At 73.6% G+C, this 15,588-nt stretch carries 11 protein-coding genes; 2 read left to right on the forward strand and 9 right to left on the reverse strand.

What is annotated here, in order from left to right; translation table 11 throughout:
- Positions 1-44: 44 nt before the first annotated feature.
- The 3 genes from H1226_RS17095 to H1226_RS17105 all read right to left on the reverse strand — a co-directional run bounded on the left by H1226_RS17095 (position 45) and on the right by H1226_RS17105 (position 4,653).
- A complete protein-coding gene (locus H1226_RS17095; RefSeq protein ID WP_258341629.1) occupies positions 45-3,407 on the reverse strand; it encodes an AAA domain-containing protein in 3,363 nt (1,120 codons plus the stop codon).
- Positions 3,404-3,757, reverse strand: coding sequence for a hypothetical protein (locus tag H1226_RS17100; RefSeq protein ID WP_258341630.1), 354 nt, complete (start codon positions 3,755-3,757; stop codon positions 3,404-3,406). The genes H1226_RS17095 and H1226_RS17100 overlap by 4 nt, the downstream gene beginning before the upstream one ends.
- 152 nt (positions 3,758-3,909) lie before the next feature.
- Positions 3,910-4,653 carry a class I SAM-dependent methyltransferase gene (locus H1226_RS17105; RefSeq protein WP_224958640.1) on the reverse strand — a complete coding sequence of 248 codons (744 nt, stop codon included), beginning with the start codon at positions 4,651-4,653 and terminating at the stop codon, positions 3,910-3,912.
- 284 nt (positions 4,654-4,937) lie between these two features.
- On the opposite strand from H1226_RS17105, the gene H1226_RS17110 reads away from it, so the two are divergent.
- Complete coding sequence (locus H1226_RS17110; RefSeq protein ID WP_258341631.1) at positions 4,938-6,368, forward strand: hypothetical protein; 1,431 nt, start codon at positions 4,938-4,940, stop codon at positions 6,366-6,368.
- Here the strand turns inward: H1226_RS17110 and H1226_RS17115 are convergent.
- From H1226_RS17115 to H1226_RS17125, 3 genes are all read right to left on the reverse strand, one after another.
- Positions 6,361-7,089: a lysophospholipid acyltransferase family protein gene (locus H1226_RS17115; protein ID WP_373689957.1), complete on the reverse strand. Its 729-nt coding sequence runs from the start codon at positions 7,087-7,089 to the stop codon at positions 6,361-6,363. The two genes, H1226_RS17110 and H1226_RS17115, sit on opposite strands and share 8 nt — an antisense overlap.
- Before the next feature lie 163 nt (positions 7,090-7,252).
- Positions 7,253-7,729 (reverse strand): (2Fe-2S)-binding protein, encoded by a 477-nt coding sequence (locus tag H1226_RS17120; protein ID WP_258341633.1) that lies wholly within the window; start codon positions 7,727-7,729, stop codon positions 7,253-7,255.
- 309 nt (positions 7,730-8,038) lie between these two features.
- Complete coding sequence (locus tag H1226_RS17125) at positions 8,039-10,399, reverse strand: molybdopterin cofactor-binding domain-containing protein (protein WP_258341634.1); 2,361 nt, start codon at positions 10,397-10,399, stop codon at positions 8,039-8,041.
- A gap of 267 nt (positions 10,400-10,666) precedes the next feature.
- Here H1226_RS17125 and H1226_RS17130 point away from each other — a divergent pair, with 267 nt between their 5' ends.
- Positions 10,667-11,911: a PucR family transcriptional regulator gene (locus tag H1226_RS17130; protein WP_258341635.1), complete on the forward strand. Its 1,245-nt coding sequence runs from the start codon at positions 10,667-10,669 to the stop codon at positions 11,909-11,911.
- A gap of 106 nt (positions 11,912-12,017) precedes the next feature.
- Here H1226_RS17130 and H1226_RS17135 read toward each other — a convergent pair whose 3' ends face one another.
- From H1226_RS17135 to H1226_RS17145, 3 genes are all read right to left on the reverse strand, one after another.
- Positions 12,018-13,337: a sialidase family protein gene (locus H1226_RS17135; protein ID WP_258341636.1), complete on the reverse strand. Its 1,320-nt coding sequence runs from the start codon at positions 13,335-13,337 to the stop codon at positions 12,018-12,020.
- Positions 13,338-13,444: 107 nt separating this feature from the next.
- Positions 13,445-14,749, reverse strand: a complete 1,305-nt coding sequence (locus H1226_RS17140; protein WP_258341637.1) for an enolase C-terminal domain-like protein — start codon at positions 14,747-14,749, stop codon at positions 13,445-13,447.
- A gap of 109 nt (positions 14,750-14,858) precedes the next feature.
- Entirely contained in the window at positions 14,859-15,557 is a 699-nt protein-coding gene (locus tag H1226_RS17145; RefSeq protein WP_258341638.1) for a DJ-1/PfpI family protein, read from the reverse strand.
- Between the last annotated feature and the right edge of the window lie 31 nt (positions 15,558-15,588).

The raw sequence follows: 15,588 nt of genomic DNA on the forward strand, positions 1-15,588 counted from the left end.
CTCCGCGCCACGGCCGGGATTCCGGGTGCTCGCGCCGGGCGGCGTCACCGCACCGGGGCCCGGTGGTCGGCCGCGCGCAGCCCCAGCAGGTCGTCGGTGTCGCCGAGGTCGTGCAGCCGCCACACCGGCATCCGCACCGCTGAGCGCACCCCCGGTTCGGGGTCCAGCAGCTCGCGGCGGCGCAACATCCGGTGCAGGTGCTCGGCCGGATCGACCCCGCCCTCCGGCCCCCGGTCCAGCAGCACCGACAGCGGCACCCCGCCGTCGGAGATCGACGCGTCCACCCGGTGGCCGTTCAGCACCTGGTCCAGCTGCACCGACATCCCCGGCAGCAGCTCGTGCAGCCGCCGCTGGTGGACGTCCGGTTCGGGCGCGCGGTGCCCGCGGCGCGCGGCCGCGAGCAGATTCGCGCCGATGCCGTGGCGCCCTTCCCAGAACGTCGCGTCCCCGACCACCACGAGCTGCGAGCGCGCCCGGGTGATCGCCACGTGCCACAGGTCGCAGCGCCGGTCCAGCCAGCGCGCCGCGCCCTCCGCGACGCCGGGCGCCGCGACCGGGGAGAGCACCACCGCGTCGCACTCCCCGCCTTGGAAGTCGTGCACGGTGCCGATGCGCACCCGCGGATCACCGGCGAGCCGCTGCTCCAGCAACCGGCTCTGCGGGCCGAACAGCGCGATCACGCCGATCGTGGCGTGCTCCGGCAACGAGCGGCGCAGCGCCGCCACCACCCGGGCGACCACGGCGGCCTCCTCCGGGTTGTGCCAGCTGCCGCCCCGCTCCGGCGCGCACGCGCGGCCGGGCACGTCCCGCCACTCCAAGGCGGGTCGTTCCATGGCGGGCCTGCCGCGGATGTCGGTGAGCACGACCTGCGCCTCGCCGGGGAACAGGGCGGCGGCGGTGTCGGCGATCCGCGGGTGGCAGCGGTGGTGCTCGTCGAGCCGGATCGCGCCGCCGGTGGCGCGTTCGGCCGCGTGCCAGGCGCTGTGCCGCCGGAAGCTCAGCGCCCGCTCCTCCAGCCAGTCGGCCGGGATCCGCAGGTCCCGGCGGATCCGCGACTCGGCCGCCGGGTCGAGGTGCGTGACGTGCGCGAGCTGCCCGGCGTCGCCGAGGACGACGGCGCGGCGGGCGCGGAACAGCAGCGGCAGCAGCGCGGCGATGCCGCAGTGCGCGGCCTCGTCGACGACGACCAGGTCGAACAGGGCGGGCACCAGCGGCAGCCGCGCCGCCTCCTCGCAGGTCACGGCCCGGCTGCGCACCGCGGGGTCGCCGTCGTCCTGCTGCCGGACCGAGGCGAGCAGCACCTGTTCGGCCGCGGTGCGGGCCGCGTCCTGCGCGCTGCGCAGCGCGTCGGCGAGCCGCTGGTCGTCGGGGCGCTCCCGCAGCAGCGCCCGCTGCTCGCGCCACGTGTGCTCGGCCGCGGCGAACTCGGCGACGGCCCGGCAGATCGCCCGCGGGTTCCGGTCCGCGCAGTCCCCCGGTTCGATGCCGAGGGCGCGCTGCACGCTCGCACGCCGCCAGCGGGTGAAGATCCAGGCGTCGGCGGCCCCGCCGGCCCGTCGCGCCCACCGGCGCGGGCGCGGGCCGATCCGGTCGGCGAGTTCGACGGCGGTGCGGCCCAGCGACTCGGCGGCGGTGCGCCGGCGCCGGCCGGCCGCGCGCAGCGCAGCGTCGATGCGGCCGATCGCGCCGAGGTCCAGGCGGGCCCGGACCGCGCGTCCTTCGGCCGCGGTGAGTTCGGCGAACGCCGCCGCCAGGTCGGGTGCCGGGCCGGGCCGCCCCGCCGGTTCGGCGCCGGTGCGCACCAGTGCGCCGGGCACCGCCGCGCAACGCCGCCACACCTCGTGCACCGCGCGGTCGTCGGCGGCGGCCACCAGCACCCGCTGCCCGGTGCTGACGGCGGTCGCGACGAGGTTCGCGACCAACGCGGTCTTGCCGCTGCCGGGCGGACCGGTGACGGTGCTGAGCCGCCTGCTCATCGCCGCGCGCACCGCCTGCCGCTGCGATTCGTCGGCGGGCCACGGCAGCACCGGTCGCGGCGGTTCGCCGACCTCGGCGGTGTCGCCGTCGAGCAGCGCGCCCAGCGCGGTGCCCGCGACCCGGCCGGGTTGTTCGGCGATGCCCGCCAGGTCGTCGAAGGCACCCGGGCTGATCAGCCGCGGCTGCTCGGCGAACAGCACCGCCACGTTGCGGGCGCCGTCGCCGCGACCGTCGAGGGATTCGTCCAGGGCGTCCGGCTCCGGTGGCGCGCCGCCCGGCAACCGGTAGGTGCCGTGCAGCAGGTCGTGCACGTCGGCGGCCATCCGCGCGCGCCGCCCGCCGCGCCAGCCCGGCGCGAACCAGGCGGCGAGGGCGTCGGTGCCCTCCACGCCGAGCCGCCGCCGCGCCAGCCCGCGGTGCGGCAGCACCGGCCCGACGGGGCGGAGCCTGCGCCCCGCACCGGAACCGACGGGTTCGACGCGGCGCACCAGCAGCGGCGCGAACTCGGCGGCGGCACCGGCGCGGCCGGGCAGCAGCACCGCCGGGTAGCCCGCCCACAGCGGGCGTCCGCGCCGCTCGGCCTCGTCGAGGAACGCGGCCGCGCCGGGCGGCACCGGTGCGCAGCCGTCGTCGTCGAGGTCGCCGGACAGCAGCCGTTCCCGGCCGGGCAGCACGACGTACCGCTCACCGGCGGCGCGCACCGGGATCAGCCCGGAGTGCGGTTCCTCGGCCAGCAGGCAGCGCCGGTAGTAGCCGAGGACCGCGGCCAGGTCCGGGTCGTCCCGGCCCGAGTCGTCCCGCTCCGGTGCGGGACCCGGTGCCCGCCGCGCGCGGAAGGAGAGCGCGATCGCGTCGTCCACGTCGACCGCGGACCGCACCGGTGGTCGCTCGCCCGCGGCCCGCAGCCGCCGGTCGAGGTGCTCGAACAGCGCGTCGGCGGTGAGCTCCGCCCCGCCGCGCCCCGCGGTGCGCCACGCCTCGGCGAGCCGCTCGGCGAACGCGCCGGTCCCGGCGAGCACGTAGGTGCCGCGCGCGGTCAGCGGGCAGCTCCGCACGGACGTTTCTCCTCGCTGCGGCGGCGAATCCACGATCGCGACCGCGTGCGCGGCGCGGCACGCTTCGAGCTGCTCGTCGACGAACCCGGCGTGCACCCCGGTGCCCGCGAGGTCGTCCGGATCGGTGTCGGCGGCGAGGAACACGTGCTCGCCGCCGGGCCCGATCGCCCCGGGTGCGGCGAGGTGCAGCAGGGCGAGCTCGTCCGGCGCGCAGCCGTCGAGGAACTCGGCGATCTCGGCGCGCAGCCGGGCCGCCGACGGGTCCCGCACCACGCGCACCGGCCGGTAGCCGTCCGCCGTGAGCCGCCGGACGCCCGCCGCGTGGTCCCGGCCGACGCCGATCAGCAGCGCCCGGCCGCGGCGCGGCCGGGTCACGCGTCGGCCCGCAGGTCGCGCGGGAGCGCCCGGACCAGTTCGGGGCATTCGTTCGGCCGGCCGGACAGCCATATCGACCGCCCGCCGAGCACCAGCTCCACCTCGTGGGAGGCGTCGCGGGCGCACCACTCGCTGATCGCGCAGAGCAGCGCCGGTGCGGTCACCGCGCCGGAGGATCCCAGCGACGCCCACAGCAGCGGGCCGGGGGCGTCCTGCTCGGTGGCGAGCGAGACCTGGATGCCCAGGGCGTCGCGGAGCTCGTCGCGCAACGATCGCACCAGCCGTCCGCCGCGGTGCGGATCACCGCCGACCGCGACCCTGATCCAGAAGACCGTCGAGCCGTCCGCCATGCCGCCCTCTCCAGCTGAATCCGCTCAGATCGCCGCAGATCTTAGAAGATCACCGGCTCGATCCGGTCGAATTTCCGGAGATGGCACCCCGACAGCGCAGAACTGAGATGATCTCAGCACGGTCCGCCGGGTGATCCCGCAGCCGCGCGGGTTCAGGCCGCCGTTCGGGGGCGCGCGGTGCGCAGGTGGAACGCGGCGCTGGACGGGTGCGCGTATTCCGGCAGCAGGTGGTCCAGCCGCTCCCCCGCGTCGAACCCCGCCGCCCGCAGCAGTTCCCCGGTCTTCGCGGCGGTGAGCCCGCTCCAGTTCGGCGTGGCCCGCCCGATCTTCCGGTAGTCCCGGAGCACCTTGGGCAGGTAGCCGTGGTCCGCGCCGGGCCGCAGCGAGGCCAGCACCCGGCGCGCGTCGTGCCGCCAGCCGTGCCACACGCCGTCGGCCAGCAGCAGCGCGCCGCCCGGGGCCAGCACCTGTCGCCACACCCGCAGCGCCCGCACCGGGTCCGGCAGGGTCCACAGCACGTAGCGGGCGCTGACCAGGTCGAAGCCGTCGCCCACCACCTCGCCGACGTCGTGCCCGCCGCACTCGGCGAACCGGACGTCCACGTCGCGGCGCCGCGCCTCCTCCCGGGCGTAGCCGAGCATCGCCGGGGACGGGTCGACCGCGGTGACCTCGTGGCCGAGCTCGGCCAGCAGCGTGCTCAGGAAACCGGTGCCGGTGCCCACGTCCAGCACCCGCAGCGGCGCGGTGCGCTCCGGGAACGCCGCGTGCACGGCCTTGTCGCACACCGCGCGCCACGCCTCGCGCTTGTCCTGCGCGTAGCGCTCGTAGAAGTCGTTGTAGGCCGCGGCCCGCTGGGTCCAGTTGTCGCGGACGGCTTCGATGGCGCGGTCGGTCACGGGTGGGTCCTTTCGCCTGGGTCACCTCACCCTGAGCGTTGTCGCAACCGATGTGCAACAGCCTCGTCCGCACGGGAACGCACGTCACATCCCGGCCGTTCGCGGCCACCTTGCCCCGAGTTCTGCCCGATCGGACCTTCCACCGGACCGATCAACCACGGAGAGTAATGATCAATACCGATCGGAGGGCGTTCATGCGAGTACCACGCGCACGCGGTGTACCCGGCCAGGACCGACCCCGCCCGATGACCCACCCGCGGCCGGACCCCGCGCCCGCAGCTCCGATGTCCAGCACCGGCGTGGTGCACCTGCAGCGCACCGCGGGCAACCAGGCGGTGGCCCGTTCGCTGCAACGGGCGCCGGAGCAGGAGTCGTCAACGGCGCCCGGCTTCCTGCGGCAACCCGGCGGCGGGTTCCACGCACTGGTCCCCGACTCGATCGAAGCGCTCTCGGTGAAGGACAAGCTCCTGGACCGCCTCGTGGAAGGGCCGGTGTTCAGCGACTCCGAGATCGCCGACCTCGAGCGGCAGGACCCGAAGTGGCTGCGGGCGATCGGCACCGGGAGCTACGCGGAAGCGGTGGCGTACGCGACAGAGGGCACCTACTACGACTGGCTGCGCCTGGCACCGGGGAAGCGGCTGCTGATCGCCACCGTCGAATGGCGGAAACGCCTCGGCCGCACGGAGAAAAGCCCGGCCTTCACCCTGGGCAGGCACCTGGACCTGCGCGGCGACGCCGTGCCCGCGGCGGACCGCGAGCGGGTCATCGCGGAACGCGACGAGCAGATCAAGGACGCGTTCGTCCGGACCTTGGCGCCCGCGTTCGAGGACGACCCGCTGGTGTCCGCCGACGACGCGAAGCGGAACGTGCGCGCGAACACGATCCTGAGCCGGATCTTCCTGATCCTGCAGAACGGTCTGAAGGTCTACGACGACGCCGCCGCCGACCACGTCGACTACGTCGACGGCGACGTGGCCAGGGCCTTGGCGCACGGGGGCCGGGTCAACATCCGCATCCCGGCGCTGGGCGCGGACGGACCCCCGCCGACCGCCCTGCTGGATTGGCTCGGCGTCACGGAGAACGGCGTGAACGCGCGGGAGAAGGAGGAGAAGCGGGACTACGCCACCCACCACATGGACATCCGCGGGACCGACGAGTTCGTGGAACGCGGCGGCATGGCCGCATCGGCCTCCAACGTGCTCTCCCGCCTCAGCGACGAACAGGTCCGCATGTGGGGCCTGCCCCTCGCCGCCGACGGGATGGGCGGGCACGACTTCAACGGTGACGTGATCCTCCCGGACAACTCGCACGGGCACCTGCTGCTGATCTTCACCCCGCCGCAGCAGGACCAGGACGGGGCGTTGCAGGTCGGCATCGAGACGATCGGCCCCGGCGGCAAGAGCCCCGTCGGCTACCGGCACAACGCCCTGTCCACGGAGGCCACCGCGAACCCGGAATCCAGCTTCTACGGCCACAAGAAGGACAAGATCGGCGGTGGCCGGCTCAAGGACAACCAGCGCTACGTGCCGCTGGCGGAGCTGCCGCTGGGCTGGGTCCGGTTCCTGGACGAGGTGAAGGAAGACTGGCAGGACCGCCTGTTCGAGGCGGGAGACGACCTCCGCTCCCGCCGAGCGCTCTACGGCGAGCTGGTGGGCAGGCGCACGGGCCGGTTCGCACCCAGCACGCTGGGCGAGCGCTCCTTCCTGCTCACCTAGCCGGCTCCGCCGACCTGATCTCGGCGAGCTGCGCGGTGATCGCGGCCATGATGCGGTCGGTAGCCTCCCGCAGGACGGCCGCGGTGAGCGGCAGGCCGATCAGGTCGTCCAGCGGCACCGGTGGTCCGGCGGCCAGCTCGACCGCGGTGCGCCGGAACAACCGGGGCGGGCGGCGGCGCGGCAGCAGGCGGTGCGTGCCCCAGTTCGCCAGCGGCACCACCGGAACCCCGGTGCTCAGCGCGACGCGGGCGATGCCGGTGCGCCCGCGCGCGGGCCAGTGCGCGGGATCGTCGGAGAAGGTGCCCTCCGGGAAGAACACCACGCATTCGCCGTCCGCGGCGGCCCGCACCGCGTCCCGGTAGGCGTCCTGGGCGCGGGCCGTGCCGCGGTGCACCGGGATGTGCCCTCCCGAGCGCATCACGTTTCCCACCAGCGGAATCCGCCACAGGTCGGCGCGCGCCAGGTAGCGCGGGACGCGCCCGGCGGCGAGGCAGAACGCGGTGGCGGTGATCGGATCGGCGAAGGACAGGTGGTTCGTGGCCACCAGCACCCCGCCCGCGGGCAGGCCCCCGCGCAGCCGCAACCGGGAGCTCAACGCCAGCACCGGCCACACCAGGTCGATGGCCAGCCCGAACCAGGGACCCCGGCCGCGGCGGGGGAAGCGCCGCCCGAGCCGGACGGCGTCGCGCAGGCGTTCCGAGATCAGTCGCACGAGGTCCATTCGTAGCCGACGCCGTACCGGACTGGTCGGCCGGCCCGGCGCGCGGGTGCTCTGGTGGACTGCCGTCCCGGGCATCCGGTGGCCAGGGCATGCGGGGGCACCGGCGCGCGAAGGCCCCGCCCGGCCCGGTCGGCCGGACGGGGCGTCCGCACCCCGCGCCGGGTCACATCTGCTGCGCGCCCGCCTTGATGGCCTTGCGGATGCGGGTGTAGGTGCCGCAGCGGCAGATGTTGCGGATCTCGTCCAAGTCGGCCTCGGTGATGTCGCGACCTTCTTCAGTGACCTGCCGGACCTTCGCGACCGCCGCCATGATCTGCCCGGGCTGGCAGTAGCCGCACTGGGCGACGTCCTCGTCCAGCCACGCCTCCTGCATCGGGTGCAGGTCGCGGCCGACGGTGCCGGGCAGGCCTTCGATCGTGGTGACCTCGTCGTCGGGCCCGATGTCGCCGACCCGCACCGAGCACGGGTTGAACGCCTTGCCGTTGATGTGCGAGGTGCACGCCTTGCACACGTTGATGCCGCAGCCGTACTTCGGCCCGTAGAAGCCGAGCACCTCGCGCAGCACCCACAGCAGCCGCACGTCGTCCTCGATGTCCACCGTCACCGTCTCGCCGTTGAGCCGGAAAGTGTGCTGTCCCATGCCGAAAGCTCCTCCCTCATCGCGCCGCGCGCGGTCGACCCGAGCGACCGCCCGCACAAGTCCAGTTCTTGGAAAACCCCGCCGCGCACCCGAACCCCGCACGGCCCACGTCCTTCTTCTCGTCAGCGGCGAAGCCGCTAGCAACGACCCAGCACTCAACCGGACCACCCGCGGGTTCTCAGCGTTCTCCTCGCGAGGACAGCGTTTTCTCCTGTGGCGGAGCCACCGGTGAAAACGATCCCGCAGCGAGGAGGACGCTGAGGTTCCGCCACCCGCCCCGCAAAGCAGGACGACCCGCAAACACGAGACTCAGTAAGCGAAGTCCAGGCCGTTGGTGGGTGATTGCGGCACGGGAGGCACCACCGGCTTCGGATCGAAGCTCAACGTCCCGTGGTTGATGGGGAAGCTCGTCGGCATCGTGCCGGTCGCCGCCCCGTAGGCGCAGGCCGTCGCCGCCATCGACGCGGGCACCCCGAACTCCCCGGCACCGCCCGGTTTTCCGGTGGTGGGCGGCATGATGATGACCCGCACGTCGGGCGGGGCGTTCCACTGCCGGGTGTAGAAGTAGTCATCCCAGCTGCCTTCGAGGAACGTGCCGTCCTTGAGGTGCAGGCTGGAGGTGAGCGCCTGCGCGATGCCGTCGGAGATCCCGCCCTGCATCTGCGCTTCCAGTCCGCGCGGGTTGAGCGCGAGCCCGGTGTCGACGGCGAGCACCACCTTCGTCACGCGCGGCCCGGTGACGGCGTTGCGGATCTGCCGGTTCACCGTCTCGGGCCGGCAGTCGATCTCCACGAGGACCGCGACGGCGCCCTTGTACTCCTTGTGCACGGCGATGCCCTGCGCGCAGCCGTCGGGCATCGACCGGCCCCACTCCCCTTCCTCGGCGACCTCGTCGAGCACCGCGATCAGGCGTTCGTCGTCGAGGAAGGAGCGGCGGAACTCGTAGCGGTCCTTGCCCATCTTCGCGGCCAGCTGGTCGACGATGAGTTCCTGGGCGGTGCGCACGTCCGGGTTGAACAGGTTCCGGTTGGAGCCGGTGGGGAACGTGTCGTACTGCATGATCTCGTTGAGCAGCTGGGTGGTGACCCCGAACTTGTAGGGCACGCCGACGGTCAGCTCGAACACCGGCACCGAGAACGCGGCGAAGTTGCCCAGCCCCAGCGGGGGCAGCCGGGCGGCGACGGACGTGATCGCCTCGGCGAAGCCCATCGTGTAGTCGGTGGCGATGCTGGTGTGCCGCTGCTCGAAGGTGAGCACCTTGTCGTCCACGTAGCTGGCGCGGATGCGCGAGGTGCACATCGGGTGGGTGCGGCCCTGGCGGCACTCGTCGGTGCGGTGCCACATGAGCTTGACGGGCTTGCCGATCTCCTTGGAGATCTCCACGGCCTCCAGCACGACGTCGTTGAACATGCGCCGCCCGAACGCGCCGCCGCCCTGCTGGACGTGCACGCTGACCGCTTCCTGCGGCAAGCCCAGCTTCGCGGCGACCTCCTGCTTGCACAGGATCGGCGACTGCAGGCAAGACCAGATCTCGGCGCTGCCGGGACGCACGTCGGCGACGGCGGTGTTCGGTTCCAGCGCGGCGTTGTTGCGGAAGTGGAAGGTGAATTCACCCTCCACTGTGGACCCGGTGTCCGGGACGACGAGCGGGATCTCGGAGGCCTTGATCTTCTCCAGGATCGTGTCGTCGGATTCGCCGTCGACGGTGCCGGGTTCCCAGTTCACCTCCAACGCGCGGACCGCGTCGATGCACTGGCCGAAGGTGCGGGCGCGCACCGCGACCCCGGTGGAGATCGGGACGACGTCGGTGACGCCGGGCATCCCGCGCACCTCGTCGAGGTTCACCACCGACTCCGGGCCGCCCTTGATCGTCGACGGGCGGCACACCATCGTCGGCAGCGCGTCGGGGATGTCGAGGTCCATGCTGAACTTCTTGCGGCCGGTGACGGCGTCGAGGGCGTCGACCCGGTTGTGCGGTTTGCCGAGGACGCGGAACTCGCTCTCCGGCTTGAGCACCGCCTCGACCTGCTCGGTGACGTCGCTGGCGGCCTTCTGCGCGAGGTCGCCGTAGGGCAGCTGGGTGCCCGTGACCGAGCTGATCACGCCGAGCTTGCTGGTCAGCAGGCCGACGGGTTCGCCGAGCTCGTTCGCGGCGGCCTGCAACAACCGACCACGGGCGATGGCCGCGGCCACCCGGACCGGCGTGTAGATGGAGATCGCCGTGTTGGAGCCGGCGGTGAACTGGTTGAACAGCAGCTCGGGGCGGGCGTCGGCCAGCGACACCCGGACCTTCTCCACCGGCAGGTCCAGCTCCTCCGCGATGATCATCGCGACCATGGTGGTGATGCCCTGGCCGCTCTCGGTGCGCGGCATCTCGAAGGAGGCGGTGCCGTCCTCGTGCACCTGCACCGAGATGAGGTTCGAGGTGGGCAGCGCCGACTCGGTGAGCAGGTCGTTGAGGTCGAGGATGTCGGAGGGTTCCGGCAGCGCCGCGTGCGCGGTCGCCGGATCCGCGAGCTGCCCCAGCTGCGCGGCGGCGGCCACGGTGGGCGCGGCCAGCAGCAGGCCGAGGAACCGGCGGCGGTCGAGGCCGGTGGCCCCGGGGTCCGGGCTTTCCAGGCTGCTCGGCCAGGGTCCACGGCCTGGTCGGGAGGTGCGGCGCTGGTCCATCGCGCTCCTTCCGCCGCCTCCCCGCGCGGCGGGGACGGCGATCGATCGACGTTGATCGGTGGTGGGATCGGTGACCCATCCTGATCAGCACCGGCCCGCGGATCGAGGGCGTTCCGCCCACCGATCCGCACCGGATCTTGTGCGGATTGCCATCACGCGCGCCGCCGGATGGCCCATCGGGTGCTCGCACGACTGGTGGACTTGCCGTGATCCGGAAATTACCCTTCCCCGAACGGCGCTCGCGGGAGCCGCAAAGGAGCGGAGCTCATGACCGACGAATCCACCACGGAACAGCCAGGTCAGGACACCGGCGGCGGGGAGCAGCGGATGCTCGCCGGGCTGGCGCGGGCCTCGCTGGCGAGGGTTCCGGAGCTCGCCGACGCGCTGGTGGACCAGACGTGGGGTTCGGTGTACACCCCGGACGGACCGGTCGCCAAGGACGACCTGTGGCGATCCTGCCGGGACAACATCCACGGCATGCTCACGACGCTGAGCGGCACCGGCCCGTCCCGGCCGGACCTGCTGGGGCCGGCCCGCAGCACCGGCATGCGCCGGGCGCAGCAGCACTGCCCGCTGGACTGGGTGCTGCACGCGTGGCGGCTCAGCGGCCAGGTGCTGTGGGCGGACATGGCCGAGCACACCGGGGCGCACGGCCCGCGGCACCTGCGGGAGCTGGTCGGTTCGGCCGGGGAGCTGTGGGGCGTCACCGAACGGTTCTCCATCGAGATGGCGCTGAGCTACCACGCCGCGGAGCAGGAACTGCTCGGCGGTGCGGAACTGCGCAGCACGATGATCATGGATGCGCTGCTGGACGCGCGGGCCGCCGAGGTGCGCGGGGAAGCCGAGCACCTGCTCGGGCTGGGACGCGGCAAGCGGTTCGTGGTGGCCGTCGCCGAAACCTCCGGCGAGCGCCCCGCATCACCGCGCGAACTCGCCGACGGGTTGCGGCGGCGCGGCCTGGACTCCACGTGGCGGCTGCGCACCGGCTGCCAGGTCGGGATCATCGGCGTCGGCGAGGGCCAGCCCGCCGAGGTCGCGGGCGCGCTGCGCGAACGCGCGGTGGCGCGCATCGGGGTGTCCCAGTCGCTGTCGGCGCTGATGGAGGTCGGCGCCGGTTACCGGATGGCGATGCTGGCGATGACGACGCTGCCCGCGCACCGGCCCGGCGCGGTGTCGCTGGACGAGTGCCTGCCCGACGCCTTGGCGCTGAGCTCGCCGGAACTGGCGGACCGGATGGTGCTGGTGACGTTCGGGCCGGTGCTCGCGCTGCCCACCGCGGAGCGGGAGGAGCTGCTGCACACGGTGTCGGTGTGGATCCGCTCGCTCGGTTCCACGCTGCGCGCGGCGAAATCGCTGTACTGCCACCGGAACACGGTGCTCAACCGGCTGCGGCGGATGGAGTCGCTGACCCACCTGGACCTCAGCGATGTGACGGTGTGGCCGCAGATCCTGCTCGCCCTGTCCATCCTCCGCCGCGAAGGCCGCCTCCCCGCCGAACCCGACACGCCCTGACCGGACCACGACCGCAGAACCCACCCACCGAGCCACATCGTCCGCCTGTCAGCGGCGAAGCCGCTGAGCTGACGACCACGCACGCAACCGGACCACCCGCGGGTTCTCAGCGCTTTCCTCGCGAGGACGGCTTTTTCCCTCGTGGCGGAGCCACTCGGGAAAAGATCCCGCAGCGAGGAAAGCGCTGAGGTTCCGCCACCCGACCCACCCCGCAACAGGAGCGGGACGCACGATCACACATCGCCGGTCGCGAAATACGCTCGGCAGCGGCCTTCGTCGTCGTAGTCGGTGGCGATCTCCAGGACCTGCGCCTCCCCGACCGGCAGCAGCGAGGAGCTGTAGTTCGGGCACGGGTCGTCGCGCGCCGCCGGGACCTCCACGGGTGCGGGGATCGGGACGGGCGTACTCGAACCCGGCTGCTCGGTGACGAACAGCGTCGCCCCGTTGCCCTCGGCGACGGTCCCGTCCGCGTGCTTGAGCTCCTGGCCGACGGTGGGACCTTCCCGTCCGGCGTCACCGTGATCTTCGGCGCGTGCGCGAAGAACCGCCCGTCCTCGGTCGCGAGCAGCGTGCCGTGCGCGGCCGGATCGCCCCAGTCCGAGCCGTCGCCGGAGAGCCGGAAGTAGGCGGCGCAGCTGTACGGGTCGCCGCCACCGCAGATCTCGTAGGACAGGTAGTGGCGGCCGTCCGGCAATGGCCGCACCACCGCCATCCCGGGTCGCAGGTCGCCTTCCGGGACCTGCACCACCGGTTCCGGCGCGCCCCAGTTCACGCCGTCGGTGGAGGTGGTGCGGTGCAGCACCTGGCTGTGGCCGGGCTGGTTCTCGTCGGCGTAGTAGCAGCCGAGGGTTCCGGCGGCGTCCACGGCCAGCTCCGGTTCCCACATGCCACCGGTGCCGGTGGCGGTCGCGCAGGTCGACAGGTACGTCCAGGTGCGACCGCGGTCCTGGCTCTGGAACACCGGCAGCCGCATCCGCCGGTCGGTCTCCTGGTCGGCGCCCGCGCTGCCCGTCCACAGCAGCGTCCCCGCGGGCAGATCTCCCACCGGGCTCGGCAGTTCCAGCAGGGAGCCGCAGCACAGGCCGTCGCTGAAGCCGTCATCGGTGATGCGGCCGACCTCGGTGAAGGTGACGCCGTCGTCGGTGCTCTCGTAGAGGGGGACGGAACCGCCGCCGGGCCCGAAGCTCACCGTCGCCGTCAGCACCGCCCCTGATTCCTCGCCCGCGTGCCGCAGCCGGACCGTGGTCGGGTAGTAGGCCACGTCGTCGGACAGCGGGGTCCCCGTCGCGGCCGGTGCCACCGCCGATCCGGTCCCGTCCGCCGGCCCGGCCTCCCTCGCTGATCCGGCCCCCGCCGCCGATCCGGGCAGCGCCATCGCCGCCAGCACCCCGCACAGCAGCAGCATCCCCGGTCTCGCACGCCGCATCGGTTCCCCTTCCGCCCAGCCCACGAGCGCACCCGCTCGATGATCAGGGGGAAGTCTGCCCGTTCCGGGCGGTTCGCGGTAGCCGCCGACAGTGGCAGCCCGCGGGCTCACCGCCCCGCCCACTCCGGGCCGTCGGGGAAGCGGAAGCGGCGCAGCGACTCGGGCAGGATCCGCGCGCTGTAGCCCGGTGCGTCCGGTGGCAGGTAGCGCGGGCCGCGCAGCCGCACCGGGTCGGCGAAGTGCTCGTGCAGGTGGTCCACGTACTCCACCACCCGCCCGTCCATCGACCCGCTCACCGCCACGTAGTCGAAGATCGACAGGTGCTGCACCAGTTCGCACAACCCCACTCCCCCGGCGTGCGGGCACACCGGTACCCCGCGCGCCGCGGCCAGCAGCAGCACCGCGACGGCCTCGTTGACCCCGGCGAGCCGGCACGCGTCGAGCTGGCAGACGCCGATCGCCTCCGCCTGCAGGAACTGCTTGAACATGACGGCGTTGTGCGCGTGCTCGCCGGTCGCGACGCGGGTGGGGGCGATGGCGCGCTGGATCGCGGCGTGCCCGAGCACGTCGTCGGGGCTGGTGGGTTCCTCGAACCAGTGGACGTCGTGCTCGGCGAGGCCGCGGTGCCAGCGGATCGCCTCCGCCACCCCGAGCGCCTGGTTCGCGTCGATCATGAGGCGGCGGTGCGGGCCGAGCTCCTCGCGGGCGATGCGGCAGCGCCGCCGGTCGTCGTCCAGGTCCGCGCCGACCTTCAGCTTCACCGAGTCCCAGCCCGCGGCGACCGCGTCCCGGCACCGCCGCCGCAGCTTCGCGTCGTCGTAGCCGAGCCAGCCCGCGCTGGTGGTGTAGGCCGGGTAGCCGCTCTCGCGGACGCGCCGCTCCCGCTCGGCCCGGCCGGGTTCGGCGCGGCGCAGCAGGTCCAGGGCCGCCGCCGGGCTCAGCTCGTCGCGCAGGTAGCGCCAGTCCACCAGGTCCACGATGCGGTCCGGCGCCATGTCGGCCAGCAGCTTCCACACCGGCCGGTCCGCGAGCTTCGCCGCCAGGTCCCACACCGCGTTCACCACGGCGGCCGTCGCCAGGTGCAGCACCCCCTTGTCCGGGCCGAGCCAGCGCAGCTGGCTGTCGGCGGCCAGGTGCCGGGCGAAGCCGCCGAGGTCCGCGGTGATCTCCTCCACCGGCATCCCGCGGACCCGGCGGGCGACGACCTCCACGGCGGCCACGACGAGCTCGTTGCCGCGGCCGATGGTGAAGGTGAACCCGTGGCCCTCGGGGACCCGAGGGTGGTCGGTGCGCAGCACCAGGTAGGCCGCCGAGTAGTCCGGCGCCGGGTTCGTCGCGTCGGAACCGTCGAGCTCCCGCGAGGTGGGGAACCGCAGGTCCACGGTCTCGAAGTCCAGGATGCGGGCGGTCATCGGCGGCTCCTCGCTGCGGCGGCTCCTGCTCGAACCCACCAGATGACCCGGCCACGCGCAAGGAGGAATCCCGTTGCCCCGCACGGGATTCCTCCATCCGGACCTGCGCTCAGCCCGCGCGGCGGCCGACGCGTTCGACCGCGGCGACCAGCGCGGAGCCCTGTCCGGTCAGCGCGTCGCGGAGCCGGGCGACCTGCTCCGGCCGCGCGCGCTGCGGCGTACCGGCGTCGAACGGCGGCGCCGGGTCGTACTCCAGGACGAGCTGCGCGAACTCGGCGGTCTCCGCGCCGAGCAGGCGGGCCACCAGGGTGAGCCCGAAGTCGATGCCCGCGGTGACGCCGCCGCCGGTGATCCGGTTGCCGTCCTCGCACACCCGCTCGGCGGACACCTCGACGCCGAGCCCGGCCAGCAGCTCCCGCGTCGCCCAGTGGGTCGCCGCCCGGTGCCCGTCGAGGAGCCCCGCCGCGGCCAGCACCATCGACCCGGTGCACACCGAGGTCACGTACCCGGCGGTGCGCCCGCGATCGGCGAGGAATTCCAGCACGGCCGCGTCGGACAGCAGGGCGCTGACGTCCCCGCCGGGCACGAACAGCACGTCCACCTCGGCCGGGCAGTCCGCGAAGGTGGCCGTCGGCTCGATCCGCGCCCCGCTGTCGCAGCGCACCGGGTCCGGCGTCGCCCCGACCAGCGACACCCGCATCCCCGCGGCGGTGAACACCGCCTGCGGGCCGACCAGGTCGAGCAGCGTCATCCCGTCGAACACCAGCATCGCGGCGGTGCGGGCGGGTGCGCCCGGGTTCTCGGTCATCAGTCCTCCGTCGTTCGATCCGATCACCTCA

Origin of the sequence: Saccharopolyspora gregorii, from assembly GCF_024734405.1 — a bacterium.
GTDB lineage: Bacteria > Actinomycetota > Actinomycetes > Mycobacteriales > Pseudonocardiaceae > Saccharopolyspora_C > Saccharopolyspora_C gregorii.

What these genes read in the sequence shown, in the direction of transcription:
- H1226_RS17100 (WP_258341630.1), bottom strand. Translation starts at nt 3,757, where the DNA reads ATGGCGGACGGCTCGACGGTCTTCTGGATCAGGGTCGCGGTCGGCGGT.
- H1226_RS17110 (WP_258341631.1), top strand. Translation starts at nt 4,938, where the DNA reads ATGTCCAGCACCGGCGTGGTGCACCTGCAGCGCACCGCGGGCAACCAG.
- H1226_RS17115 (WP_373689957.1), bottom strand. Translation starts at nt 7,089, where the DNA reads ATGGACCTCGTGCGACTGATCTCGGAACGCCTGCGCGACGCCGTCCGG.
- H1226_RS17120 (WP_258341633.1), bottom strand. Translation starts at nt 7,729, where the DNA reads ATGGGACAGCACACTTTCCGGCTCAACGGCGAGACGGTGACGGTGGAC.
- H1226_RS17125 (WP_258341634.1), bottom strand. Translation starts at nt 10,399, where the DNA reads ATGGACCAGCGCCGCACCTCCCGACCAGGCCGTGGACCCTGGCCGAGC.
- H1226_RS17130 (WP_258341635.1), top strand. Translation starts at nt 10,667, where the DNA reads ATGACCGACGAATCCACCACGGAACAGCCAGGTCAGGACACCGGCGGC.
- H1226_RS17135 (WP_258341636.1), bottom strand. Translation starts at nt 13,337, where the DNA reads ATGCGGCGTGCGAGACCGGGGATGCTGCTGCTGTGCGGGGTGCTGGCG.
- H1226_RS17140 (WP_258341637.1), bottom strand. Translation starts at nt 14,749, where the DNA reads ATGACCGCCCGCATCCTGGACTTCGAGACCGTGGACCTGCGGTTCCCC.
- H1226_RS17145 (WP_258341638.1), bottom strand. Translation starts at nt 15,557, where the DNA reads ATGACCGAGAACCCGGGCGCACCCGCCCGCACCGCCGCGATGCTGGTG.